Source organism: Vreelandella sp. DA03-1M, assembly GCF_055725665.1.
Genome location: NZ_CM146798.1, coordinates 4,308,970 through 4,333,084 on the forward strand (window position 1 = coordinate 4,308,970; position 24,115 = coordinate 4,333,084).

The 24,115-nt window shown below is 55.5% G+C and carries 28 protein-coding genes; 14 read left to right on the plus strand and 14 right to left on the minus strand.

Annotated features, from left to right (window positions below):
• Positions 1–61 precede the first annotated feature (61 nt).
• A complete protein-coding gene (locus tag ACXUPB_RS20010) occupies positions 62–988 on the plus strand; it encodes a YihY/virulence factor BrkB family protein (protein WP_472954332.1) in 927 nt (308 codons plus the stop codon).
• An 86-nt stretch (positions 989–1,074) separates the two neighbouring features.
• Here the strand turns inward: ACXUPB_RS20010 and ACXUPB_RS20015 are convergent, their stop codons facing one another.
• Positions 1,075–1,782, minus strand: coding sequence for a GntR family transcriptional regulator (locus ACXUPB_RS20015; RefSeq protein ID WP_472954333.1), 708 nt, complete (start codon positions 1,780–1,782; stop codon positions 1,075–1,077).
• Positions 1,783–2,116: 334 nt separating this feature from the next.
• Here ACXUPB_RS20015 and ACXUPB_RS20020 point away from each other — a divergent pair, with 334 nt between their 5' ends.
• The 3 genes from ACXUPB_RS20020 (at position 2,117) to ACXUPB_RS20030 (ending at position 5,904) form a co-directional block, all read left to right on the plus strand.
• Complete coding sequence (locus ACXUPB_RS20020) at positions 2,117–2,881, plus strand: SDR family oxidoreductase (RefSeq protein WP_472954336.1); 765 nt, start codon at positions 2,117–2,119, stop codon at positions 2,879–2,881.
• An 83-nt stretch (positions 2,882–2,964) separates the two neighbouring features.
• Positions 2,965–3,957 (plus strand): TRAP transporter substrate-binding protein, encoded by a 993-nt coding sequence (locus ACXUPB_RS20025; RefSeq protein ID WP_035555252.1) that lies wholly within the window; start codon positions 2,965–2,967, stop codon positions 3,955–3,957.
• Positions 3,958–4,038: 81 nt separating this feature from the next.
• The gene (locus tag ACXUPB_RS20030) at positions 4,039–5,904 is read left to right on the plus strand and encodes a TRAP transporter large permease (protein WP_472954340.1); all 1,866 of its coding nucleotides are present in this window, start codon (positions 4,039–4,041) and stop codon (positions 5,902–5,904) included.
• A 60-nt stretch (positions 5,905–5,964) separates the two neighbouring features.
• Here ACXUPB_RS20030 and ureG read toward each other — a convergent pair whose 3' ends face one another.
• The 7 genes from ureG to ACXUPB_RS20065 all read right to left on the minus strand — a co-directional run bounded on the left by ureG (position 5,965) and on the right by ACXUPB_RS20065 (position 11,443).
• Positions 5,965–6,621: an urease accessory protein UreG gene (gene ureG / locus ACXUPB_RS20035; protein WP_472954342.1), complete on the minus strand. Its 657-nt coding sequence runs from the start codon at positions 6,619–6,621 to the stop codon at positions 5,965–5,967.
• Positions 6,622–6,666: 45 nt separating this feature from the next.
• A complete protein-coding gene (locus tag ACXUPB_RS20040; RefSeq protein WP_472954344.1) occupies positions 6,667–7,410 on the minus strand; it encodes an urease accessory protein UreF in 744 nt (247 codons plus the stop codon).
• Positions 7,388–7,939: an urease accessory protein UreE gene (gene ureE, locus ACXUPB_RS20045; protein WP_472954345.1), complete on the minus strand. Its 552-nt coding sequence runs from the start codon at positions 7,937–7,939 to the stop codon at positions 7,388–7,390. Before ureE ends, ACXUPB_RS20040 begins: the two co-directional genes overlap by 23 nt.
• 206 nt (positions 7,940–8,145) lie before the next feature.
• Positions 8,146–9,861, minus strand: coding sequence for an urease subunit alpha (ureC, locus tag ACXUPB_RS20050; RefSeq protein WP_472954348.1), 1,716 nt, complete (start codon positions 9,859–9,861; stop codon positions 8,146–8,148).
• Entirely contained in the window at positions 9,858–10,178 is a 321-nt protein-coding gene (locus ACXUPB_RS20055; RefSeq protein ID WP_472956768.1) for an urease subunit beta, read from the minus strand. Before ACXUPB_RS20055 ends, ureC begins: the two co-directional genes overlap by 4 nt.
• A gap of 40 nt (positions 10,179–10,218) precedes the next feature.
• Positions 10,219–10,521: an urease subunit gamma gene (ureA, locus tag ACXUPB_RS20060; RefSeq protein WP_066320888.1), complete on the minus strand. Its 303-nt coding sequence runs from the start codon at positions 10,519–10,521 to the stop codon at positions 10,219–10,221.
• Positions 10,522–10,558: 37 nt separating this feature from the next.
• The gene (locus tag ACXUPB_RS20065; protein ID WP_472954349.1) at positions 10,559–11,443 is read right to left on the minus strand and encodes an urease accessory protein UreD; all 885 of its coding nucleotides are present in this window, start codon (positions 11,441–11,443) and stop codon (positions 10,559–10,561) included.
• A gap of 299 nt (positions 11,444–11,742) precedes the next feature.
• Between ACXUPB_RS20065 and ACXUPB_RS20070 the strand changes: the two genes are divergently transcribed.
• The 4 genes from ACXUPB_RS20070 (at position 11,743) to ACXUPB_RS20085 (ending at position 14,420) form a co-directional block, all read left to right on the plus strand.
• Positions 11,743–11,985 (plus strand): DUF1272 domain-containing protein, encoded by a 243-nt coding sequence (locus tag ACXUPB_RS20070; RefSeq protein ID WP_472954350.1) that lies wholly within the window; start codon positions 11,743–11,745, stop codon positions 11,983–11,985.
• Positions 11,986–12,019: 34 nt separating this feature from the next.
• Positions 12,020–12,358: a hypothetical protein gene (locus tag ACXUPB_RS20075; protein WP_472954352.1), complete on the plus strand. Its 339-nt coding sequence runs from the start codon at positions 12,020–12,022 to the stop codon at positions 12,356–12,358.
• A gap of 197 nt (positions 12,359–12,555) precedes the next feature.
• Positions 12,556–12,900 (plus strand): hypothetical protein, encoded by a 345-nt coding sequence (locus tag ACXUPB_RS20080; protein WP_472956769.1) that lies wholly within the window; start codon positions 12,556–12,558, stop codon positions 12,898–12,900.
• Between the two features lie 149 nt (positions 12,901–13,049).
• Positions 13,050–14,420, plus strand: a complete 1,371-nt coding sequence (locus ACXUPB_RS20085; RefSeq protein ID WP_472954354.1) for a PepSY-associated TM helix domain-containing protein — start codon at positions 13,050–13,052, stop codon at positions 14,418–14,420.
• 44 nt (positions 14,421–14,464) lie between these two features.
• On the opposite strand, the gene ACXUPB_RS20090 is transcribed toward ACXUPB_RS20085, so the two are convergent.
• The 3 genes from ACXUPB_RS20090 to ACXUPB_RS20100 all read right to left on the minus strand — a co-directional run bounded on the left by ACXUPB_RS20090 (position 14,465) and on the right by ACXUPB_RS20100 (position 16,066).
• On the minus strand, positions 14,465–15,073 hold the full coding sequence (locus ACXUPB_RS20090) for an SCO family protein (RefSeq protein WP_472954356.1): 609 nt from the start codon (positions 15,071–15,073) through the stop codon (positions 14,465–14,467).
• An 18-nt stretch (positions 15,074–15,091) separates the two neighbouring features.
• A complete protein-coding gene (locus ACXUPB_RS20095; RefSeq protein ID WP_472954357.1) occupies positions 15,092–15,640 on the minus strand; it encodes a copper chaperone PCu(A)C in 549 nt (182 codons plus the stop codon).
• A gap of 111 nt (positions 15,641–15,751) precedes the next feature.
• The gene (locus ACXUPB_RS20100; protein ID WP_472954360.1) at positions 15,752–16,066 is read right to left on the minus strand and encodes a hypothetical protein; all 315 of its coding nucleotides are present in this window, start codon (positions 16,064–16,066) and stop codon (positions 15,752–15,754) included.
• A 277-nt stretch (positions 16,067–16,343) separates the two neighbouring features.
• Between ACXUPB_RS20100 and parS the strand changes: the two genes are divergently transcribed.
• From parS to ACXUPB_RS20130, 6 genes are all read left to right on the plus strand, one after another.
• The gene (parS, locus tag ACXUPB_RS20105) at positions 16,344–16,793 is read left to right on the plus strand and encodes a type II RES/Xre toxin-antitoxin system antitoxin (protein WP_472954361.1); all 450 of its coding nucleotides are present in this window, start codon (positions 16,344–16,346) and stop codon (positions 16,791–16,793) included.
• Positions 16,790–17,254, plus strand: coding sequence for an RES family NAD+ phosphorylase (locus ACXUPB_RS20110; RefSeq protein ID WP_472954364.1), 465 nt, complete (start codon positions 16,790–16,792; stop codon positions 17,252–17,254). The genes parS and ACXUPB_RS20110 overlap by 4 nt, the downstream gene beginning before the upstream one ends.
• 246 nt (positions 17,255–17,500) lie before the next feature.
• A complete protein-coding gene (locus ACXUPB_RS20115; RefSeq protein WP_472954367.1) occupies positions 17,501–18,472 on the plus strand; it encodes a metal ABC transporter solute-binding protein, Zn/Mn family in 972 nt (323 codons plus the stop codon).
• 23 nt (positions 18,473–18,495) lie between these two features.
• Positions 18,496–19,278, plus strand: coding sequence for a metal ABC transporter ATP-binding protein (locus ACXUPB_RS20120; protein ID WP_472954370.1), 783 nt, complete (start codon positions 18,496–18,498; stop codon positions 19,276–19,278).
• A 3-nt stretch (positions 19,279–19,281) separates the two neighbouring features.
• On the plus strand, positions 19,282–20,388 hold the full coding sequence (locus tag ACXUPB_RS20125; protein WP_472954372.1) for a metal ABC transporter permease: 1,107 nt from the start codon (positions 19,282–19,284) through the stop codon (positions 20,386–20,388).
• A complete protein-coding gene (locus tag ACXUPB_RS20130) occupies positions 20,385–21,305 on the plus strand; it encodes a metal ABC transporter permease (protein ID WP_472954375.1) in 921 nt (306 codons plus the stop codon). Before ACXUPB_RS20125 ends, ACXUPB_RS20130 begins: the two co-directional genes overlap by 4 nt.
• Before the next feature lie 97 nt (positions 21,306–21,402).
• Here the strand turns inward: ACXUPB_RS20130 and urtE are convergent, their stop codons facing one another.
• Genes urtE through urtC form a run of 3 tightly spaced genes read right to left on the minus strand, consistent with a single transcriptional unit; the run spans position 21,403 to position 24,115 of the window.
• Positions 21,403–22,110 carry an urea ABC transporter ATP-binding subunit UrtE gene (gene urtE, locus ACXUPB_RS20135; RefSeq protein WP_472954378.1) on the minus strand — a complete coding sequence of 236 codons (708 nt, stop codon included), beginning with the start codon at positions 22,108–22,110 and terminating at the stop codon, positions 21,403–21,405.
• Entirely contained in the window at positions 22,110–22,946 is an 837-nt protein-coding gene (urtD, locus tag ACXUPB_RS20140; protein WP_472954380.1) for an urea ABC transporter ATP-binding protein UrtD, read from the minus strand. The genes urtE and urtD overlap by 1 nt, the downstream gene beginning before the upstream one ends.
• Entirely contained in the window at positions 22,943–24,115 is a 1,173-nt protein-coding gene (urtC, locus tag ACXUPB_RS20145; protein WP_472954383.1) for an urea ABC transporter permease subunit UrtC, read from the minus strand. Before urtC ends, urtD begins: the two co-directional genes overlap by 4 nt.

Here is a 24,115-nt window from a genome sequence, read left to right on the forward strand (position 1 = left end):
TTGTTACTTGCTATCGCCAGCAGCGTATCATGGCGCTAGTACACAAGGAGTATGGCAAGCCATGATTCGTAATTCCTCTCTGTTTAACGCGGCCTTGCTCCTGCTTCCTCAGTTGGCTCATTTTTCCTGGCGCGTACTTCGTAATTTTCTGAAAAACCACGGCGTCCTGCTGGCAGGCGGGGTGGGCTACAATATTTTGCTCTCCATCGTGCCGTTATTTGCTGTACTGGTGGTGCTGTTAACTCACGTCGTTGATCAGCAGCATCTTCTCAATGTGCTCGCTATCCAGGCCCGGCATATGGCGCCTGCCCATGCAGAGGTATTGCTTGAGGCCGTGCGTAGCCTGCTCGATTCGCGCGATGTCATCGGCATTCTGAGCTTTCCCGTTCTATTACTGTTCAGCTCCTTTGCCTTTCGCATGCTGGAAGACGCCTTGGCGATCATTTTTGATGCGCCGGAGAGCCCGCACATCAAGCGCCGTGTCTGGGTGTCAGTGATGTTGCCTTATGCCTTTATGGTGGTGCTGGGGGCGGGCTTGATGGTGCTGACACTAGTGGTCACCCTGGCCAGTTCACTCAATACGTTGGTCTTTTTATTATTCGAGCGCGAGCTGCCGTTGGCGAGCTTTTCAGAACCCGTGCTGAACCTAGCCAGTTTCATTGGAGTTTTCCTGCTCTTTAGCGCTATTTATAAAGTGCTGCCGGTGGTACGTATCGCCTTACGCCGTGCGGTAGTGGGTGGTTTTGTGGCAGCGCTACTCTGGGAAGGCGTACGGCTGTTACTGGTCTACTATTTTGCCAATCTATCGTTCGTAAACGCTGTTTACGGCTCGCTGGCAACACTGGTGATCGTGCTGATTAGTTTGGAAGTAGGCGCCATTATTTTACTGCTGGGCGCCCAAGTGATTGCCGAATTGGAACGCAACTCGCGCCTTGGTCTGGCCTGGCATCTCGACCCTAGCCGACAGCCTATTACACGGGTTGAATGAGCAACCTGGACGTGGCTGAGGCTCTCTGCGCTTGCTTGACCCTATGGTAAAAATACAGCCAAACGACGTGGCAAAAAGCCCTAAAATCAAAAGGGCTTGATATTAACATCAAGATAAGAAGGGGGAAGGTCCCGCTCAAGCGGCACGAACATCTCTTCCATAAAATCCATCAGCAAATGCGTCGCCTTTAGTGCCTTAGGAGTGTCACGCTCAATGATTGCATCGAGCATATTCACATGCATCTGGATATTTTCCTGCACGGTGCGCTCACTACCCAGGTGGCTCTGATAAAGATACCCCAGCCGCCGAAACGTCGTGTGAAGTGGCCGCAATGTCCGTTCTACAAAGGGCTCGTCGGCAGCCTCCAACAGTAATTGATCCATTCGCTTGTCGAGCTCATTGAAGGGGCGAATATCACTGCCTGACTTTAATTCTCGAAGCATGCGGGCTAGTTGGTTCAGTTGACTTCTTACCAAACCACTGGCGTTATCAATGGCCAGCTCAACGACAAAACTCTCAATATCGCGCCGAATTCTTAACAACCGGCGTTCGCGATGCAAGTCAATGGGCGTAATCTTTACCCCGCGTCCAGCGCGTACTTCCAAAAGGGTGTCGTCCGAAAGCTTGCGAATCGCTTCAAGCACGGGGGTGCGGCCCAGCGATACCCGCTCCTGCAGGTCGGCCATTGTCATGGTCTCACCGGGTTTGAGCTCCATATGAGCGATTAATGACTCAATTCTCTCGTAAGCCTGTTCTCCTTGGGACATCCCGTAAGACGATGTTTTAGTGACCATTATTTTGTAATCCCGATAAATTAGTGCCTTATTAGACATAAGTATCATGGTATATCAAGGTATATACCAATATATTTCTAATCAGAACACATGTGATGGATACGTCAATAACGCTTAAGTAGCGCATCACTTGATTCTTTATTTAATGTTTTCTTAAAAAATAAGTTTTCAATAAAGGTGGAAGCAGAGTCTTGTTACTAACATATCTTTAACGCGGCTTACTTTTAGCTTTCACCGCAACGTTAATAACCTTCAGAAAACGCTTAATTCACTCTAGAAAGTAGCTAAACCCTAAAATTCTTTTCACACAACAATGATACAAGAGGTGAGAAAGATGACCTTGTTCGATCTAACAGGCCGCACGGCACTTATTACCGGTTCATCGGGTGGGCTGGGGCTCGCAATGGCCCGCGGATTGGCTCAGTCGGGCGCTCAAATCATTATTCATGGTCGTAATCGCGACAAACTCGAAGCAGCGCGTGATGCCCTTTCCAAGGAAGGTCATAGCGTATTGACCACATCGTTCGATATTACCGACGAAGCTGCCATTGAGCAGGCGCTGGCAGCGCTTGATGCCGATGGCGTTACTATCGATATCCTGGTCAATAACGCTGGCATGCAGCTTCGCCGCCCGTTAGTCGAGCTCGAACGCGACCAGTGGGACACCGTGGTTAACACAAACCTGACCAGCACCTTCTTGCTGGGTCGCAATGTTGCCCGTCAAATGATTGCGCGCGGCAAGGGCGGCAAAATCATCAATATCGGCTCTCTGATGAGCTCAGTCGCACGACCAACAGTAGGTGCTTATACGGCCTCCAAGGGCGGCGTGCGTTTGTTGACTCAATCCATGGCTGCGGAGTGGGCTGAACATAACATTCAGACCAACGCCATCGGCCCTGGCTACATGATCACGGAAATGACCCAGCCACTGGTCGATGATCCAAAATTCAATGACTGGATCGTTGGCCGCACCCCTTCCAAACGCTGGGGAGTTCCCGAAGATCTTGTTGGGACGGTGGTCTACCTCGCATCCCCGGCGTCGAGCTACGTAAATGGCCAAATCATTTACGTCGATGGCGGCATGCTGGCCGTTCTTTAACGGCAATTTAAAACCCGAGAAAGACAACAACCCCGGTATGACCAGATGAACGACCTATATAACAACTTACAAGGACTAGGCTCATGCAAATCAAACACGCTTTAACCACAACCCCCGCTGTGCTAACGGCATTGGCGCTCGCCATCAGCAGCACGTCCGTTCTTGCAGCAGATTACAATGCCAAGCTCTCGCTCGATGTGCCGGAAGGCAATACCAAATATGTAGCGGCGCAGCAGTTTGCCGATCTGGTGCGTGAACGCACAGACAATAATGTCGATATCCAGCTGTTCGCCAACAGCGTGCTGGGCGGAGAAAGCGAATCTGCCGAAGGTATCCGGTTGGGCTCGGTTCAGATGGGCATCATCACCAGCTCTGTACTGACCTCTTGGATTCCCGAGGTTCAAGTGCTCGATTTACCTTATTTGATTGATGGCGAGGAGCAGGCGACAGCACTCAGCGAACCATTGACCGAAGAACTCTCAGCCAACTTTGAAGAGCAGGGGTTCCATCTGCTTGGCTTCTCCGTCAATGGTATCCGTCAGTTGATGAGCAGTTTCCCGATTGATTCGATTGACGATATCCAGGGCAAGAAGATGCGCGTCATCCAGAGCCCGTTGCACGTCGACGCCTGGCAAGCAGCTGGCGCCAACCCAACGCCAGTTCCCGCACCTGAAATCTATAACTCCATGCAGACAGGGGTTATCGACTTCTTTGATAACACTGCGACTAACTATCTGACCAACCGCTTCTATGAAGTGGCTCCGTACTATGTGAAAACCGATCACATCTTCGCTATGGGTACCTGGGTGGTTTCACAGAACTGGTGGGAGCGTCTGCCTGACGACTACCAGGAGGTGATCACTGAAGCAGCACTGGAGGTTCAGGCAGAGCTACCCGCAATGCGTAAGAGTGACGACCAGGCGGCATTGGATGAAACCGTTGCCGACGGTGCGACGATCATCGAAATCGAAGACAAAGGGCCATGGCAAGAAGCTATGAAGCCGATCCGCGACGAATATGTTGAAAAAATCCCGAATGGCGAAGCACTTGTTTCGCTGATCGAAAACGCGGAATAACAACCCTGTCGGCCCCACCGCTATGGTGGGGCCGAGTGTTTGTTGCGTCTTCACTGGCGCCGCCCTTCTGGAGCGTATCGGATGTCTGCCTACCGTTTTTCCCTTGCAACCTCATCATTGGGCATCGGCCGCGCCGCCACCGGGCTGGAAAGCCTGGTGCGTTTCCTCGTCTTTGGTATTTTGCTGGCCATGACCCTGGCGGTGCTCGCCGGTGTCGTTTCTCGCTATGTTTTCAACGACTCCTTTTCGTGGACCGAAGAGTTCGCGATATGGTGCTTTACCTGGTTAATCTTTCTCGGCGCGGCATTAGGGGTACGCCAACAGCGCCATGTTGCTGGTGACTTCCTGCCTAAGGATCTGCCAGCCTGGCTCACCGGTGTACTGGGCTTCACCCAGAATCTTATCCTTTCGCTGACGCTGATCATGATGCTGTTCGGCGGCTACCAACTAGCCGACATGGTGGGTGGCACCAGCGCCAGCTTACAGTGGCCTACGGCTATCAAGTACGCCGTCATTCCCATCTCCGGTGTTATCGCACTGGTTTTCCTGCTCGCTCGCGACGCTGACAATACAGGTATCCTGGTCCGCAACTTGGCGGCGATAGTCATCGCTGGCTTGATCTATGCAGGGCTGGATCAAGGCCTATTGGGGCCCTTACAGGGCGTCTCCCCGAGCCTGATCATGCTGGTGGTTTTCTTTCTGGCACTCGGAGTTGGTGTACCGGTATCGTTTTCATTGATGTTCGGGGTATTTCTGGCCAGTTCGGCCTCGTTTATTCTGCCGGCGCCAGCGGTGGTTCAGAACATGGTCACCGGCTCGACTAAGTTCATCCTGCTAGCGATTCCCTTCTTTCTATCTACCGGTTACCTACTTAACCTTGGTGGGCTTTCGACTCGCTTAATTGATTTCGCCACAAGCCTGGTCGGCCACCTGCGCGGCGGCTTGGCCCACGTCAACATCCTCAACAGCCTGATGGTTGGCGGTATCTCAGGCTCTTCAAGTGCCGATGCGGCCAGCAGCACCAAAATCCTGGTGCCTGAGATGGTCAAACGCGGCTACTCGCCAGCGTTCTCCTGCGCGGTCACCGCCTCATCGGCTATTCTGCCCAACGTGGTACCTCCAGCCATCGCCATGTTGGTCTATGCCTCGGTCGCCAACGTTTCCATTGCCCGTTTATTTATGGCCGGTATCGTGCCTGCACTGATGGCCGCCGGTGCGTTGATGCTGGTGGCTTATTGGATCTCCGTGCGCCGTCAGTACCAGACCGCCACGGCGCGTGCGCCAATGGCGACAATCTGGCATACCTTCGTGCGGGCACTACCGGTGTTGGTGATCACCGTTGGTGTACTGGGCGGGATCCGCTTTGGGGTTATTACCGCCACCGAGGCGGGCGTTGTGGCGTTGCTCTGGACGTTCGTGCTTGGCAAACTGGTATTCAAAGCGTATGACTGGAAGCAGTTTTACCGCTCCTTCGTTGAGTGCGGCACCGACGCCGCGCTGGTCGGTTTTTTGATCGCGGCCTCGGTACCGTTCGCATGGATATTAATTGCTGAGCAGGTACCCCAGGAAATAGTCGGCTGGGCAGGCACGGCGGCCGACAGTCAGTTCGGCTTGTTCATCATCCTTTTAGTAGTGCTTGCCGTTGCCGGCATGTTTCTCGACCTGACGCCTGCGATGCTGATTATCGCTCCTTTGTTTTTACCGATGATGACCAATGCCGGCGTCGACCCGGTGCAATTGGGGATCGTGATGATCATTACCTTGCAACTAGGGGGAATATCCCCGCCCGTTGGGCTGTTGGTATTTATCACATCGCAGATCGCCAAGGTATCGCCTTCCGCCGTGTTTCGTGCGGCGGTACCTTTCATCGCTGCGACCATGGTGATCGTCCTGCTACTGTGCATGTTCCCCGCACTCACCATTGGCCTGTGGAACCTGTTGGAATAATAAGCCGCTAAACCACAAAGGCCGCCAAACATTTGGCGGCCTTTGTGCATCGCGGACTTACTAAATTGTCCCTGTACTCACGGCAGCCGCTTTATCAGCCTGCGGGCGCCGCTCATCCAGCATCCCTTTGTCGAGAATAAAGCGGATGATCTCCTCAAGCCCTACCCCGTCATAAAGATTGGTAAACACGAAGGGGCGTTCGCCGCGCATTTTCTTCGAGTCGCGTTCCATCACTTCTAGCGAAGCGTGAACATACTCGGCGATATCGATTTTATTAATGATCAGCAGGTCAGACTTGGTGATACCCGGCCCGCCTTTACGGGGGATTTTATCGCCTGCGGAAACATCGATGACGTACAGCGTCAGATCGGAAAGCTCGGGGCTGAAGGTGGCCGAGAGGTTGTCACCGCCCGACTCGACCATCACCAGCTCCAGCTTCGGGTGACGCGCCTGCAGCTCATCGATGGCGGCCAGGTTCATCGAGGCATCTTCACGAATGGCCGTATGCGGGCAGCCGCCGGTCTCAACCCCCAGGATACGATCCGCAGGGAGTGCATCGTGCTTGAGCAGAAAGTCGGCGTCTTCACGGGTATAGATATCGTTGGTGACCACGGCGATGTCGTAGTAATCCCGCAGCGCTAAGCAGAGTTGCTTGAGCAGCGCGGTTTTACCGGACCCTACCGGGCCGCCCACACCAACACGTAAACAGTGAGTCATCGTTCTCTCCTCGTTAACTTCTAGGCCATTTAACTTATGAGCTTTTTAACTTCTAAACAGGCGCGAATATTGCGTTTCGTGCAGGGCACTGGCCAGGGCCAAACCGGGCAGCACCGGGCCTAGTTCGTCATCTTTCAGCGCTAGCGCTTGGTTAACGGCATCCACTAGCGCTGGGCGCAGCTGCTCAATCACGCGCTGAGCAGCGGTATGGCCCAGCGGAAGCGCTTTACAGGCCACTGCCAACTGGTTCTCTAACCACGCCCAGGCAAACCCCAGTAGGGTTTGGCGCACGGACACGCCACGTAAGTGAGCCGTGTAGGCAAACAGCGTCACATAGCCTGCCTGAGGCGGGAGCAAAGGCGTTAGTAAGTCCTCACTTGGCAGCTGTTGGTCTCTTGGCAATAAATCCAAACTGCCCAGTAGGCGCTTAAGCGAGGCGCCCAGGCGGCTGTCTTCAGCGGCCAGCTCGGCGGTTTCCCGGGTGGCGGCCAGCCACTCTTCCCATGTGGCGATTGATTGGCTATCCCCTTGATCTAACGCTTCATGCAGCCGCGCCAGCACGGGCAGCTCGCAGCGGGTCAAGCCGTCCTCCAGTACGCCGCTTAACCACTCGGCAAGGCTGGCTTCATCGCGCACCCAGTCCAGCTCGAAGGCGCTCTCTAGCCCTTGGGAGAAGGCAAAGGCACCAATCGGCAGCGCGGGGCTCACCAACTGCATCAGCCCAAGCAGCGCTAGTTCGTCGCCTTGGCGTTCTAGTGCGGTAAGCTCAGTGTGCATGGTGGTGCTCATGCGGGTGCTCATGATCATGTGAATGATCGTGTGAATGGTCGTGGTCGTGTGAATGACCGTGAGAATGGCCATGTGAATGCCCGCCGCCCACTTGGTTATAAGCACCCGGCTCAGGGTCGAAGGTGGCGTTGTGGTGCTCTAGTTCGGCCCCCAGAAGCTCGGCGAGTTCTTCCAGCACGTGATCCGGCGGGAAGCGCACCCAGGCACCCTTGTCATCTTCACCCAGCGCCAGCTGTACATGGCGATTACCCAGGTGGTAGGCCAACCGCGCCAGCGGTAAGCCAGTACTTACTCTTGCAGTGACTACCGGTTCTACGGCGGCGCAAACACGCACCACTTCGCCGCTTTCGGCTTTCAGGCCTTCACCGCTGCGCAGCACCGGGCCGCGATCGAGAAACAACCCCAGCTCGCGGCCGCTATCGCTTTGCGCTTTTAAGCGCCCACGAATGCGCAGCTCAAAGGGCAGCGTCAGCGTGTCGCTAGCGGCACTCTCTTCCACTGGCCCTAAACGTTCTATTAATTTCAGCATTGCTCTCGTCCCTTCGCTATCTCTGCGGCTGTGCCGCGGGTAGGCCTACGAGAGGGCGCTGTGAATACCTTCCTGTACGCTACTTTTGCCATCTGACCGCCATGGATGGCGGAAATGCCGGAATTGTTGGGAACATTTTCCGGCCTTGGCAAAAGACCCTCTCTACGGCCTACCCCCGTCACCTCTAACTAATGAAATAGCCTCAATTAAAACAAATGATAACGCTGAGCTAGCGGCAGCTCGGTGGCGGGCTCGCAAGTTAAAATTTCACCGTCACAGCGCACTTCGTAGGTTTGCGGGTCTACCGTCAGCTCCGGGCAGGCATCGTTCAGCTTCATATCCTTTTTGCGCACTTGGCGCACGTTTTTACACGCCGCCAGTTCGCTGTTTAGTCCCAAGATCTCTTTAATACCCGCATCCAGCGCGGCTTGGCTGACAAAGCTGAGCCGGGTTTGGCTCGCTGCGCGGCCAAAGGCGCCAAACATATAGCGGTAGTGGACCGGCTGCGGCGTGGGAATCGAGGCATTGGGGTCGCCCATGGGCGCCGCCGCAATCATGCCGCCTTTGATCATCATCGCTGGCTTAACACCAAAGAAGGCCGGTTTCCACAGCACTAGATCCGCCAGTTTACCCACTTCGATGGAGCCGACTTCGTGAGCGATGCCGTGGGTGATTGCCGGGTTAATGGTGTACTTGGCGATATAGCGCTTAGCGCGGAAGTTATCGGCACCCATCGCTTCGTCTTCTGGCAGCAGGCCGCGCTGCACCTTCATTTTATGCGCCGTTTGCCAGGTGCGGCAGACCACTTCACCGACCCGCCCCATGGCCTGGGAATCCGACGCGATCATCGAAATCACGCCTAAGTCGTGGAGGATATCCTCAGCGGCGATGGTTTCACGGCGAATGCGTGAGTCGGCGAAGGCCACGTCTTCGGGAATATTGGGGTCCAGGTGGTGGCACACCATCAGCATATCGAGGTGTTCGTCGATGGTATTGACTGTGTAGGGCCGCGTTGGGTTGGTGGACGACGGCAGCACATAAGGTTTGGAGCAGGCGGTGAGAATATCCGGTGCGTGGCCGCCGCCCGCGCCTTCGGTGTGGTAAGTGTGAATGCAGCGCTCCTTAAACGCGGCCAGGGTGTCTTCCACAAAGCCTGATTCATTTAGCGTGTCGGTATGGATCGCCACCTGCACATCATAGGCATCAGCGACGTTAAGGCAGTTATTGATCGAGGCAGGCGTGGTGCCCCAATCTTCGTGCAATTTGAGGCCCATGGCGCCTGCTTGGAGCTGGAGCTCTAGGGACTCAGGCAGGCTGGCGTTGCCTTTGCCCAGAAAGCCGATATTCATGGGCATATCGTCCACCGCTTGCAGCATCTTACCGATGTGCCAAGCGCCGGGGGTACAGGTGGTTGCGTTGGTACCAGTCGCCGGACCGGTGCCACCGCCCAGCATGGTGGTGATACCGCTCATCAGCGCTTCTTCGACCTGCTGGGGGCAAATAAAGTGGATATGGGAGTCGATACCGCCCGCGGTCAGGATCTTCCCTTCGCCGGAGATGATTTCGGTGCCGGGGCCAATGACGATTTCAACATCAGGCTGTACGTCAGGATTGCCTGCCTTGCCAATCGCGGCGATGCGGCCATTTTGAATGCCCACGTCGGCTTTGACGATACCCCACCAATCCAGAATCAGCGCGTTGGTAATCACGGTATCCATTACCGTGTCGTCGGCGCGCTGGCTTTGACCCATGCCGTCGCGGATGACTTTGCCGCCACCGAATTTCACTTCATCGCCGTAGTGGGTGGCGTCTTGTTCGACTTCGATCCAAAGCTCGGTATCGCCCAGGCGCACGCGGTCGCCCACCGTAGGGCCGTACATATCGGCATAGGCTTGCCGACTGATCTTGTTAACCGGTTTCATTGTTTACCTCCGTCGAGCGCGCCCATGACATCGCCGCGAAAGCCGTAAATTTCGCGCTTACCGACGTAGGGAATCAGCGTGACTTCGCGGGTCTGGCCGGGCTCAAAGCGAATCGCCGTGCCTGCGGCCACGTCCAGGCGAAAGCCTCGGGTTTTGTCGCGATCAAACACCAGCGCCGGGTTGGCTTCGGCGAAGTGGTAGTGGGAGCCGATCTGGATCGGGCGGTCGCCGGTATTGGCCACTTCGACGCTAATCCGCTCACGCCCCACGCAGAGTTCGATATCACCCTGTTTTAATTGGTACTGTCCTGGAATCATTGGGCCGGGAATCATCAGGCGCTCTCCTGGTTGCTGAAAACTAGTTGATGGGTGTGTGGACAGTGACCAGCTTGGTGCCGTCCGGGAAAGTGGCTTCTACCTGCACTTCATCGACCATTTCAGCCACACCTTCCATCACATCGTCACGGCTGAGGATCTCACGGCCGTAGCTCATCAAGTCAGCCACGCTGCGGCCGTCCCGGGCGCCTTCCATAATTTCAAAGCTGATCAGCGCTACCGCTTCGGGGTAATTAAGCTTTAAACCACGTGCTTTGCGGCGCTCCGCCAATTGGGCGGCTGAGAACAGCAGCAGTTTGTCTTTGTCTCTTGGGGTTAATTCCATGGAACGTGTCTCCAGCAGTGCATCACAGTGATGCCTATTAGGTTAGCCAAATTCGTGGTGTATGTGCTTCACGCTCGATCCACCGGGGGCGCAGCAGTTGCCAGGCCTGTTCGCATAACGCCCAGGCTTCGTTACGCGAGTTGCCTAAATAGCGCAGCAGCAGAACACCGTGACGGACGGTAACAGCCCAACGGGGGTTATCCGGCAGCGCTTCACGCAAGGCTTCAATGGCTGCAGGCGCGTCGCTAATCCCCACCGCCCAGAGCGTGGCCTGCACGGTGGCACCACCCTGCCCCCAGCGCCCAGCAAAGCGCGGGTGTAGTGGGTCTAACGGTTGGCGCTCTAACCACAGCGGCTTGCCGTCCAGGGTTAAGCGAAAGTGTTGCTCAATGCGCCCTGAAATGTAGGGTAAATCGCTTGCCGGGCGCCCCAACGCCATCACTTCCCAGCCCAGGCAGCGGGCACTGCCGTGAAGATCAATTTGGGTGCGCTGCTCGCCTTTCGAGCCATCGAAGGCGATGGTCTCCTGGGGCAACCACTCCAGAGTGGCATCGTCTTCAACGCTTAACCGGGTATGCTGTGTCCAGGCCACCCCTTGGCTGTCGGCTTTGTAGAGCTTGTTGGCGGCGGGCGTGGTAAGCAGCGCATGGGCGCCAGATGCTACTCGCGCATGAATGGTCAATGCATCGCCGCTTACCAGGCCCCCCGGCGGGTGCAACAGGTAAACGTGACAAGCTTCACCACTCCCTTCGGGATAGAAAGGACGCTGCACCCGCAGTGGCCCATGATGCCGTGCTTGCACCATCCGCGTAACGTCATCGCGCTGGGCAAACGTCAGTGCTAACGAAGCCGCCCAGTGACGACCTTGATCAAAACGGTGGCCAGAGGCAACGGCTGGTTTTGCGATATCGCTCAGAAACATGGGTAGCTATCGCGTCCTTTTTTAATAAGTCTTTCATCAGGAAATGCAATTAATGCGCCAAAATGGTGAAAGACTATTTATTGTTTTTATAACAACGGCTTAAAATCCGCTAATCAACACCGACAAATATTTTTCGCACCAAAAAAGATCATCATTAAATCAACTTGCACCAAAGAAGAACGATCACTGTTATTTACGTTGCCAATGCAGCAAGAAAATTCATCGATTAAAGAGGGCTACTGCAGCTAGACAACCGCTTTGTATGGCGCTTATATAAACATTTATTCAGGTGCCTAATCATGCTTCAACTTCGACCCAACTGTGAATGCTGCGATAAGGATTTACCCCCTGACGCAGCGGCTGTCATTTGTACCTTTGAGTGTACGTTTTGTCCTGAGTGCGCCAGTGGGGTGTTGGGAGATACATGCCCTAACTGTGGTGGTAATTCTTCACCGCGCCCCATTCGGCCTACCAACATGCTGGAAAAGTACCCCGCTTCAAAAGAGCGCATCTTAAAGGCCGGTGGCTGTACTGCGGCTTAATTCAGGCGTTATTAACCCTAAAAGAGCACGACGAATGAAGATCTCTGCTTTTCTTACCACCGGACTTTTCATCAGTTTAATGAGCAGCCCGTTAGCGGCGCAGTCATTGCCAGCAGGTGCAATCCAAGAAGGGACGCTGTCTAACCAACAGCTAATTAGTGATGCGATGTTGGGCGTTGCGGCAAAAGTCGCCACTCTAGGCTGCGAGACTCCCGAGTCATTCCAACCCTATGTACTTGCGATGCCTCAGGGCAGCGAGGGATCAAGATACTGGCGTGAGGTGTGGCTTGTACAAGGCTGTAATGCAGAGTTTCCTGTCGAGATCCGCTTTAGTGAAGCGGGCAAGGGGGCAGCCAATTACACGATTGAGTAACTCTCGATTGGACATTAACGAATGCGGCAAATGGTCATACATTGACTACTTTTCTACTGGCCATTTTCCGCTACTATGACGTATCTAACTAAATAAGAACATTTTAGGCTGCCCACAAAGCGTACCTTTAGATGCCTCTATCGCGTTCAGCAAATTCTCTTTGGTATCGCATTGCGCTTTTCATGGCGTTCGTTGCCATGTACCTGCTGTTTGTAGGTCCGCTCTTATCTCAGTTGCAGGCCTCACCGTCACATGCTGGTCACCATCAACCCACTCACCAACCTACGATTGATGGATCATTTTGTGGCACGCCTCCTTCAGAGCATACCTCTTCACAGCCCATCTTTAATTGGCACCACCAGTGTGAATATTGCGCCGTTTGGCAACACTTCCCGACCACGCATGTCTCTTTACCCTCAATCGGCGAACTCGCCTTTATTGCGCATAGTTTGCTGCCTTCCATATCAGCGGAAGGCCACTTCCTCAGGCAACACTACCCTGATGCGCTCACTCGCGCGCCACCCTGGCTGATGACGGCTTAACACACACGCTTAACTCAGCCAGCCCAACCGACCTTTTGGTGGTTAGAGGCTGTTACAGATGTCTGCCGTTGACTCACTTTAGCGCCCTGAACCAAGGTGTTCGCTAACGTCTTCGGCCATGGTCGGTTTGCGGCCTGGAGCTCCACCCTATGTCTACTGCGTCTTACCCGGAAGAGGGACGGAAAAAGTCCTTCGATTTATACCGTGCCGTGTGGCGCTGGCATTTCTATGCTGGCCTGCTGGTGCTGCCTTTTATGATTACCCTGGCGATTACTGGCGGGCTTTACCTTTTCAAAGATGAATTGGACGCCATCATCCATGCGGATTTGAAACGCGTCGCGATTCAGGAAGCCGTGCAACCGCCTTCGACGCTGGTCAGCGCTGCACTTGAGGCCCACCCCGGCACCGCCGTTAAGTACACCGACCCAGTAACACCTGAAAGCTCTGCCGAAATCACCGTTAACACCCTGGCAGGTGAGCGTCTTGCGGTGTATGTGGACCCTTATACATCGAATGTACTGGGGTCGCTGGATGACCGTGGCACCATCATGTGGACGGTGCGCTATCTACACAGCTTTAAATACTTTGGGCCTACCGCGCGAAAAGTGATTGAGATTGCCGGGGGATGGTCGATCCTGCTGGTAGGCACCGGCATTTACTTATGGTGGCCCCGCGGTAAAGGGTCAGGCGGCGTGGTTAGCGTGCGCGGAAAGCCCAAAAGCCGGGTATTTTGGCGTGATTTGCATGCGGTATTGGGCATTTTTGTGGGCGGCTTTCTGGTTTTCCTGGCGATCACAGGGATGCCCTGGTCTGGTGTGTGGGGTGGTCAGGTTAACCAGTGGGCCAATGGCAATAACTTCGGCTACCCATCGGGCGTTCGCGTTGAGGTGCCGGTTTCCAATGCGTATTTAAGCGACCAGGGCTTAACCAGTTGGTCGTTGGAGCAGGCGCGCATACCCGAATCCACGCCTCCCGCCAGCCCAATGCCACGCATAGGCCTTAACAATGCAGTGGCGGCCTTTGAACAGTTAGGCTTACAGCAGGGCTTCGCGGTCAACCTGCCCAGTTCTGCCGCCGGGGTCTATACCGGCTCCATCTACCCTGACAACCTAAGCCAGCAACGTGTAATACACCTTGACCAATACAGTGGCGAACCATTGATCGACATGAGCTACGCCGACTATGGACCGCTTGGCAGATGGCTGGAATTTGGTATTAATATTCATATGGGCCAGGAGTTTGGCCTGTTCAATCAGCTGTTCCTGCTGGCAGTCTGCTTGGCGATTATCTTACTGGCCGTCTCTGCAGCGGTGATGTGGTGGAAACGACGCCCTAAAGGCGCCATGGGCGTACCGCCACTGCCAGCGGATAAGCGTGTTTTCCGAGGTCTCATCGCTATTCTGGTGATCGGCGGGGTGATTTTTCCGCTGGTGGGCGCTTCATTGATCGTTATGCTGCTGATTGATTGGCTGATTGTGCAACGCCTTCAGGAAAGGCGGTTAGCAAGGCAAACGGCGTAGCTAAAGCCATCAACGCTGGCCTAGGGCCAGCGTTGATATCGCACTTATGAGGAAGCCAGTAGCTGCTCAAGCGATGCCTGAGCCTCATCCAGGTCGAAGTCGAAGGCTAACGTGCCAACGAAATTACCCTCGGGATCCAATAGATAGGTAGAAGCGGTATGGCTGATGGTGTAATCACCATTGTCAGTCGCTACTCGCTCGTAGTGCACGCGATAGGTTTCGGCCATGGCATCAATTTGCGTTTCATTTCCTGATAAGCCGTGAATGCGGCTATCGAAGACGGATAGGTAGCGGGAGAGCTGTTCAGGGCCATCCCGCTGCCAATCCAGGGAAACAAACAGATAGTTGAACTGGTCTGCCTGATTGCCCAATTGCTTAATCAGCCGCGACAGATTGAAAAGTGTCGAAGGGCAGATATCCGGGCAATACGTGAAACCAAAAAACATGATGGTGGGCTTGCCTAAAAAGTCATCCTGGCTAACCAACGAACCATCTATACCAACTAACTGAAACTGACCACCTATGTAGGTACTTTCTGGGCCAGCGCTTTCCGAAGTCGTGGCTTGTTTGCCGAACACGACCAGGAACAGCGCTAACGTAAGTACGAGCACTAACGTACCGATGGAAAGCAGGGCAATATCGCGACGCTGCATGTCTAGTACACCGTGTTATTAGTGCACCATTTGCCCATGCTCTTCGTGGTGATCAGCGTGATGATCGGCGTGAGCGTCTTGGCCTTTAGGCGAGGCACCGACCGGCACCACCTGGAGTTCGGTCTCAATACTCTCTGCGTGTTGGAACTCAAGCGTTATGGCAATCGGCTGGCCCTCTTCAATCGGAGAGGATAGCGCCATAAACATCAGGTGCAGACCACCGGGAGCCAGGGTGACCGTTTCACCGGCGGGAATCTCAATTCCCCCTGGGAGATGCTGCATACGCATTACATCACCATCCATCTCCATAGTGTGGATCTCGACCTGATCGGTAATCGCTGCGGAGGCACCCACTAAACGATCATCAACAGAGCCGTGGTTGGTAATGGTTAAAAAACCGCCTCCGGCAGCGGCGCCTGGCGGTGTTGCCCGCGTCCAGGGCTGAGTAACATCAAGGTGAGAACCTTCTGCAGAAGTCGACTCATCGTGGGAGCCACCGTGATGAGCAAAAAGAGAGGTACTGACTAATAGCAGCGAGGATAACAATACAGTGCGAATCATAAACATAGGGAACTCCATAAATAACGTGTAGACACTTAGCGCAACCCATTAAACGTAATGAGTAGGATGATAGCTAAATCGTCATGGTTAAATCGTTAAAGCGTTTTAATCACGTATTTACAGGAGAGGTGGGGCACGCGCATAAGAGAGCACAAACAAGCCGGTGGCTTGTTGTAAAGGTTCGTCGTAACGCGGTCGAACGGGGTCACCTACCGCTGCCATCACGCCAAGAGGAGCGCTCGAAAGTGCCGTACCAAGTGCACAGGCAGATTTGCACAACAGATTGCTGAGTTCACTGGAACTCTTAGCGTCTGATTCGCCCTGCTGATTGGCAACAACACCATGCGGATCACACAGTACGAATAGTGGTGACGTACTACCGTCGCCAAGTACCGCCGCCTGTGCATAAGACCCTAGGAGGACATGCAGCATAAGGACATACGATACAAGGATAGCCACCATCCCACCCTTATATCGGTCACTTAAAAAGCGCTGCATGTTCATCATGTTTAATAGCTGCCCTTGCCTTCGTTTTATTCTTAATGTGATGGCTGGATAACAATATAACTGAACTATCACTTAAATACTAAAAGCAGCCTCACAGTAGATCATTGGCCAGATAGCTCGCTACCCTTTGCGCACTTGACGGTTGTACAAACGACCTGTATACCATTTGATATATCGATGAAATATCAAATGAGAAACCAACATGGATATCCATTTCACTCAATATCAGCCTCCCAAAGCTTTGACGCCCGGATTCTGGCAGCAAGTTGGTCTGCCTGCTCGCGGCCGTAAGCTGCATGAGCTGCTACATGCAGGCGTGGAGTATCGTGTCTATCCGCAGCTTGCCAAGGTGTCAGGTATTGAGCAGAAGGCCCTGGCACGCTATGTGGATATCCCTTCTGCCACGCTAAGCCGTCGCGCCAAGTCGGGCCGTTTCAAGATGGCAGAAAGCGACCGGCTTTATCGCTTTGCCGAGCTTTTCAAGGCGGCGCTGGATCTATTTGAGGGTGACGCGGAGGGGGCTCGTGCCTGGCTGCTCAAGCCCAATGCCGGGCTAGGCGGGCGTCGCCCCGTCGAAATGAGCGCCACCTCAGCGGAGTACCAAACGGTATTAAATCTGATCGGGCGGCTGGAGCACGGAGTCTCGGTATGAGCGAGGTCACCGCCTATCGGCTGGTTAAGCGTAAGTTTCAGGAAACAGCCTTTGATGGCGAAGGCGCACGGCTTTACGGCGGGCGCTGGAATAGCCCAGGCAATGCCTGTGTGTATGTGGCAAGCTCCGAGTCGCTGGCGCTACTGGAAATTATGGTGAATCTAGAAAGCTATCGGCGGCTCAATGCCTATGCGCTGCTGCGCCTAACGCTGCCAGCGGAGAGTATTTTAAGCGTTGGAATAGAAGATCTACCGGATCACTGGCAGGAAGCGCCAGCGCCCGCAGAGACTGCTGAACTTGGCGATGGCTGGCTGGCATCCCACCCAAGTCTGGCACTGGCAGTGCCAAGCGTGGTCGTGCCGAGAGAGCTCAACTACATGCTCAATCCGGCGCACCCCTTATTCAATCAAATCGTCGCAGCGGCCGAGGCACTGCCATTCCAACCCGATCCAAAACTTTGAACCGGGTGTAGATAACTTAAACTGTCTTTAGCAGATTTCAAAGGCGCGTTAGTAGCCTGCCTTACGTTTATTCCTACACTACTCAAATACCCTTTTCAGCCCACCTCAGCGCCTTTTATCCGCTTGACATTGGATTAATTGCGCCACAAACTTAGCCAAGGCTATACTTATTTCCCTGCAGAAATAAACTTGCATGCAGTAACGCTGTTTTATCTACCCTCTACCTCCTGTAGAGCCTGGAGCTAAATGATGGCAACAAAATATGCTATGACTCTATTGGCAACGCTGCCTTTTAGTGCGTTGGCAACTGCCGATGAAACGCCCTTAAACGTGGTGGCAACGATTGGGATGATTGCAGATGTCGCGCAGGAAGTAGGCGGCGAATGCGTTAATGTGGAAGCCATGATGGGCCCAGGCGTCGACCCCCATTTGTATCAGGCAAGCGCCAGCGATGTGGCCTTGCTGCGGGGGGCTGAGCACATTCTCTATTCGGGCTACTCACTGGAAGGCCAGCTGGGGAGTGTGCTGGAGAATTTCTCAGCACGAACACCTACGCTTGCCGTGGCGCCCGCTTCCATTGATCCGGCGTCGTTGATCACCGCTCAGGATGTCTACGGGGTTGACCCTCACCTGTGGATGGATGTCTCTTTATGGGCCCAAACGCTGCCCACCCTGAGCGATGCCTTCAGCGAAGCACGCCCCGAGTGCGCCACGACCATTGAAACCAATACCGAGCGTTATCAGGCTCAGTTGCAAGCCCTGCATGAGTGGGTTAAAGAGAGCATTGCCAGCATCCCCGAAGAGCAGCGTATTCTTGTCACCGCCCACGACGCATTCAGCTATTTTGGCCGCGCCTATGACATTGAGGTGGAAGGGATTCAAGGGATCAGTACCGAAACCGAAACCGGGATCGCTGATATTCGCAGCATGGCAGATAGCGTTGTTGCCCGTAACGTGCCCGCGGTATTTATCGAGAGCACCATCAACCCGCGTACCATTCAGGCAGTGATTGATGCCGCAAGGCAGCGCGGCCATGAGGTGGTCATCGGTGGCCAGCTTTATTCCGACGCCATGGGCGATGAAGGCACGGTCGACGGCACATACATGGGCATGATTTACCGTAATACCCAGCACATTGTCGAGGCATTAGGCGGTTCCTTGGCCCCCCTGCCAAACGCACTGGATGACTGGGCCAGCGAGTGGCAACTCGCTCAATAAGCATTTGATAAGGCAGCGTATACATGGCGACATCCGGCCCTACAGACACCGCTCTGAGCATTAAAAATCTGACGGTGAGCTACCATAATCAGCCCGTGCTTTGGGATATCGATCTGGATATCCCTGCCGGGGTAATGGCGGGCATTGTCGGCCCTAACGGGGCGGGTAAGAGCACGTTAATCAAAAGCCTACTGGGGCTGGTGCCATCGCTGTCCGGTGAGGTAATGGTGCATGGGCGACCCTACGCCACGCAGCGCAAACGGGTAGGCTACGTGCCCCAGCGCTCAAGCGTTGACTGGGACTTTCCCACCACTGCGCTGGATGTGGTCACCATGGGGCTTTACGGGCGCTTGGGCTGGCTCAAACGACCGGGCCGAAAAGAGCGCCATGAGGCGCAGGAAGCACTTGAGATGGTCGGTATGAGTGCCTTGGCTGAGCGCCAGATTAGCCAGCTCTCAGGTGGCCAGCAGCAGCGCGTATTTTTAGCCCGTGCGCTGGTGCAGCAGGCCGATGTGTATTTTCTCGATGAGCCCATGGCAGGCGTCGATGCCACCACCGAGCGGGCCATTATCGATATTCTGCGCCGCCTGCGCGACGCGGGTAAAACGCTGATTGTGGTTCACCATGATCTGCAAACGGTGCGCACCTACTTTGACTGGCTGCTGCTGCTCAACGTGCGTGTCATCGCCAGCGGCAAGGCCGAAGACGTGTTCAAGATCGACCACCTTCGCCAGGCCTACGGCGGCCAGATCGCGCTACTGAACGACAATGAATCGTTAATGTTTTCCGCCTCAAAGGTGAAGTAACCCATGGCGTGGCTTGAGCTTTTATCTGACTACACCTTTCAGAATGTCGTGATTGGCGCCTCGCTGCTGGGGCTGATCAGCGGCCCGCTGGGCTGTTTTGCAGTGCTGCGTCGCCAAAGCCTGCTGGGAGACGCGATCTCTCACGCCGCCCTTCCCGGCATCTGTTTAAGCTTTATCATCACCGGCAGCCGCGATATGGGCGGGATTATTATTGGCTCACTGATCACCGGCTCCGCCGCCGCGCTGATGATGCTAATGCTGACGCGCTTGAGCCGCCTCAAAACCGACGCAGGCCTGGGTGCCTGCCTGAGCATCTTTTTTGCCGTGGGTATCGTGCTGCTCACCTATATTCAGGGCACCAATAACGCCTCCCAGGGCGGCCTTGAGGCCTTTCTGTTCGGTCAGGCCGCTGCGACGCTGCGCTCCGATTTATGGGTGATGGGCAGCATTACGCTGGTCACACTGCTGCTGCTCGCCGTGTTCTGGAAACAGGCCAAGTTGGTCACCTTTGATGCGGAGTATGCCCGCACACTCGGCATGCCTACCACCGTGATCGAGGCATCGCTCACCGCCATGGTCGCGCTGGCGGTTGTGGTCGGCCTGCAGATGGTCGGGGTGATTTTGATGGCGGCCATGATTGTGGCGCCCGCGGCCGCCGCACGACAGTGGAGCCGCCACCTGGGCGGCATGCTCGCCATCGCTGCAGGCGTCGGTATTGTCAGTGGTGTATCAGGGGCAACCATCAGCACTCTATCGCGCGGCCTGGCAACCGGCCCGCTGATTGTCCTTACCGCTACCGCCATCGTGCTTATATCGTTGGCATTAGCGCCCGGCCGTGGCCTGCTGTGGGGCGTGATAAAGCACTATCGCCAGAAGACAGCGCTGCAGAAACAGCAGCTACTTTATACGCTGTATAAACACTCGGCTGATCCCTCATGCGCCCCCTCAACACTCGGTTCACGCAGGATACTCAACAAGCTTGAGCAGCAGGGCTACCTAACCCGCTCGCCACGCAGTGCCACCTCAAGCGACGACGACTGGGGGCTAACGGCACAGGGCCAGGCAGAAGCTAGAAGAGTGGTCGCGGCCTTTGAGGAGTTGGCAGCATGATGGCAGAGCTACTGACCACCACGGCCCTGCCCATTATTCTAGTGGGCGCGATGGTGGGCATCGCCTCCTCGGCGGTGGGCACCCTTTTAGTGCTGCGCGGCAACAGCATGTTAACCGACGCGATCAGCCACTCGATTGTGTTTGGCATCGTTATCGTCTGGCTGCTGACCAAGCAACAGAGCGGGCCGGTACAATTGATCGGGGCCGCCCTCACCGGGCTGTTGACCGTCCTGCTCACCGAGGCGTTAGCGAACACCAAGCGGGTCAAGCAGGATACCGCTATCGGGCTGGTCTTCCCGGCGCTGTTCTCGATCGGCGTGCTGCTGTTGAATGTTTATGCCAATGATGTGCATATCGACACGCATACAGTGCTGCTCGGCGAGATCGGTTTTGTCTGGCTGGATACACTCGACATCTTCGGCCTGCCCATCCCCCAGGCGCTGGTATCGATGAGCGTGATGACGCTACTCAACTACGCGTTTATCGGACTCTTTTATAAGGAGCTGAAGCTGGCTACCTTCGATCCGGCGCTGGCCAAAACGTTCGGCTTTATGCCCTCGATTCTTTTCTATGTGCTGCTGATGCTAACAAGCTCCACCGCGGTAGCGGCCTTTGATGCGGTGGGGGCTGTGCTGTTTATCGCCTTTGCCATTGTGCCCGCCTCCGCCGCTTATTTGCTGACCGACCGGCTGTGGATGATGTTTATCATCGGTGCGCTCATTTCCATCGCCTCGAGTATTTCTGGCTACTACCTCGCCGTGTATCTCAACGTCTCCATTGGCGGCATGATGGCCGTCATGACCGGCGTGTTCCTGATGCTCGCCTTTCTAGCAGGGCCGCGCTACGGCGTGATTACCCAACTGGTCAAACGCCACCGGGCACGTCAGGCACCGATAGAGCCGCCGCCTAGCGTTTGAAGCCCGGCTTTTAGAAACACGGCTCATCCACGCGCAAAAAAGCGGCCGCCTTCCGACAACCGCTTGGCCGGGCAGGCGCTAACCGGGTGTGGATAATTTACACCGTCAAGTGCTGCTTGATCAGCTCATTGGAAAGCTCACTGATCTCGCCTTTGGCCACGGGACGGCCGCGATCCATGATCACAAAGCGGTCGGCGTATTTGCGGGCAAAAGGCAGTTTCTGCTCCACCAGTAGCACCGTAAGGCCGTCCTCATTGATCAACTGACGAATCACTTGCCCAATCTGAGCGACGATATTGGGCTGAATGCCCTCTCCCGGTTCGTCTAAAATCAGCAGTTTGGGCTCAATCACCAGCGCGCGGCCAATCGCCAGCTGCTGCTGTTGCCCGCCGGATAAATCACCGCCACGGCGGTGTTTCATCTCTTTCAGCACCGGGAACAGCTCATAGACCCGCTCGGGGATTTTTTTCAGCCCGTCACTGCGGGCGGCTAGGCCAGTGCGCAGGTTCTCCTCCACGGTCAGCAGCGGGAATATCTGCCGACCTTGGGGTACGTAGCCAATCCCCAACCGTGAGCGCGCTTCCACCGCTTTTTTGGTGAGTTCGATCTCGCCTGACCCGGTGGCGTAGCGCAGCTCGCCACTTTTTACCGCCACCTCACCCATTACCGCTTTCAGCAGCGTGGTTTTGCCCACGCCGTTGCGGCCCATCACGCAGGTGCACTGGCCGGCGGGTACCTCAAGATCCAGATCCCACAGGGTGTGGCTTTCGCCGTAGAACTGGTTGAGCTTCTCAATGGCTAGCATTAGGCGGCCTCCTCGTCATCAGCACCCAGGTAGACCTCGATTACTTTGGGGTCGTTGGAGACTTGATCCATGGTGCCTTCCGCCAGCACGCTGCCCTGGTGCAGCACGGTCACCTGGCGGGCAATGGAACGCACAAAGCCCATATCGTGTTCCACCACCACCACGGACTGCTTGCCAGCCAGCCCGGTGAGCAGTTCGGCGGTGCGCTCCATCTCCTGCTCAGTCATGCCCGCCACAGGCTCATCCACCAGCAGCAGGCGTGGGCGCTGCATTAGCAGCATGCCGATTTCCAGCCACTGCTTCTGGCCGTGGGAAAGAATACCCGCGGGCTGATGGCGCAGTGCCGTCAGCCCGGTGGTTTCCAGCACTTCATTGATGCGGTCTTTGATCTCGCCGGTCATGCGGGCGGTAAGCGTAGGGAAAATACGCTTGTCGGCGGCCATCGCCAGCTCCAGGTTTTCAAACACCGAGAGCGCTTCGAAGACCGTCGGTTTTTGAAACTTGCGGCCAATGCCCAGGCTGGCAATATCGGGCTCATTCATGTGCAGCAGGTTATGGCGGCTACCGAACCATACGCTGCCGCTGGTGGGGCGGGTTTTGCCGGTGATGATATCCATCATGGTGGTTTTACCCGCCCCGTTGGGGCCGATAATGCAGCGCAGCTCACCGTCGTTGATAGTTAAGTTGAGGTTATTGATGGCTTTAAAACCATCGAAGCTCACGGTGACATCTTCCATATAGAGAATCGGCCCGTGGCGAACGTCCACCGGTGAGGCCTGGGGCGCCATAAAATCGAACACCCGGTCACGCTGGGACAGCGATTGCAGCAAACTCATGCGGAGGCCTCCTTGGACGTGTGTTGATGGTCAGGATCCGTCGCTTGATCGTCGCGCTTACGGCGCTTGAGATAGCGAAACAGCCCCGCCACCCCTTTGGGCAGAAACACCGTGACGAGCACAAACATCGCGCCCAGGGCAAACAGCCAGGCATCGGGCATGACGCCGGTAAAGATGGTTTTGGCGTAGTTAACCAGGATGGCACCAATCACCGCGCCATACAGCGTGGCGCGACCGCCTAGCGCTACCCACAGCACAATCTCGATGGAGAAAATCGGTGAGAACTCGCTAGGGTTGATGATCCCCACTTGCGGCACGTAAAGCGCCCCCGCCAGGCCTGCCAGCATCGCCGAGACCACAAACACAAACAGCTGAAAGCGCTCGACCCGGTAGCCGAGAAAGCGCGTACGCGCTTCGGCGTCGCGGGTGGCCACGCTCACGCGACCCAGCTTGCTGGTGACAATCGCGCGACAGAGGATAAAGCCCAGCGCCAGCGCCACCCCAGTGGCCAGGAAAAGCCCCAAACGCGTGGCGTCGCTGCGTAAATCGAAGCCGACGATTTCGCGGAAGTCGGTCAGGCCGTTATTACCGCCGAAGCCCATTTCATTGCGGAAGAAGGCCAGCATCAGGGCAAAGGTCAGTGCCTGGGTGATGATCGACAGATACACTCCGGTAACCCGCGAGCGGAAGGCCAAGAAGCCAAATACCAGTGCCAGTAGGCCGGGGGCCAGCAGCACCATGGCAAAGGCAAACCAGGCCATATCAAAGCCGTGCCAGAACCACGGCAGGCTGTCCCAGTTCAGGAACACCATAAAGTCGGGCAACACGGGATTGCCGTAAGTGCCTCGATCACCAATTTGGCGCATCAGATACATGCCCATGGCGTAGCCGCCGATGGCAAAGAAGGCGCCGTGGCCCAGGCTTAAAATGCCCAGATAACCCCACACCAGATCCACCGCCACGGCGAGCAACGCGTAGCTTAGGTACTTACCGAATAGGTTGACCGTATAGGCGCCCACATGCAGCGGATTCTCCGGCGGCACTGCCACGTGCAGGATGGTGACCAGCGCCAGCGCGGCCAGTAGCACGCCAAGAAATATCTGCGTAGAGCGTTCGCTGAAGGGGCGTGTTAGCCAAAAATTCGTCGATGATTCGGTCGTTAGTGACAT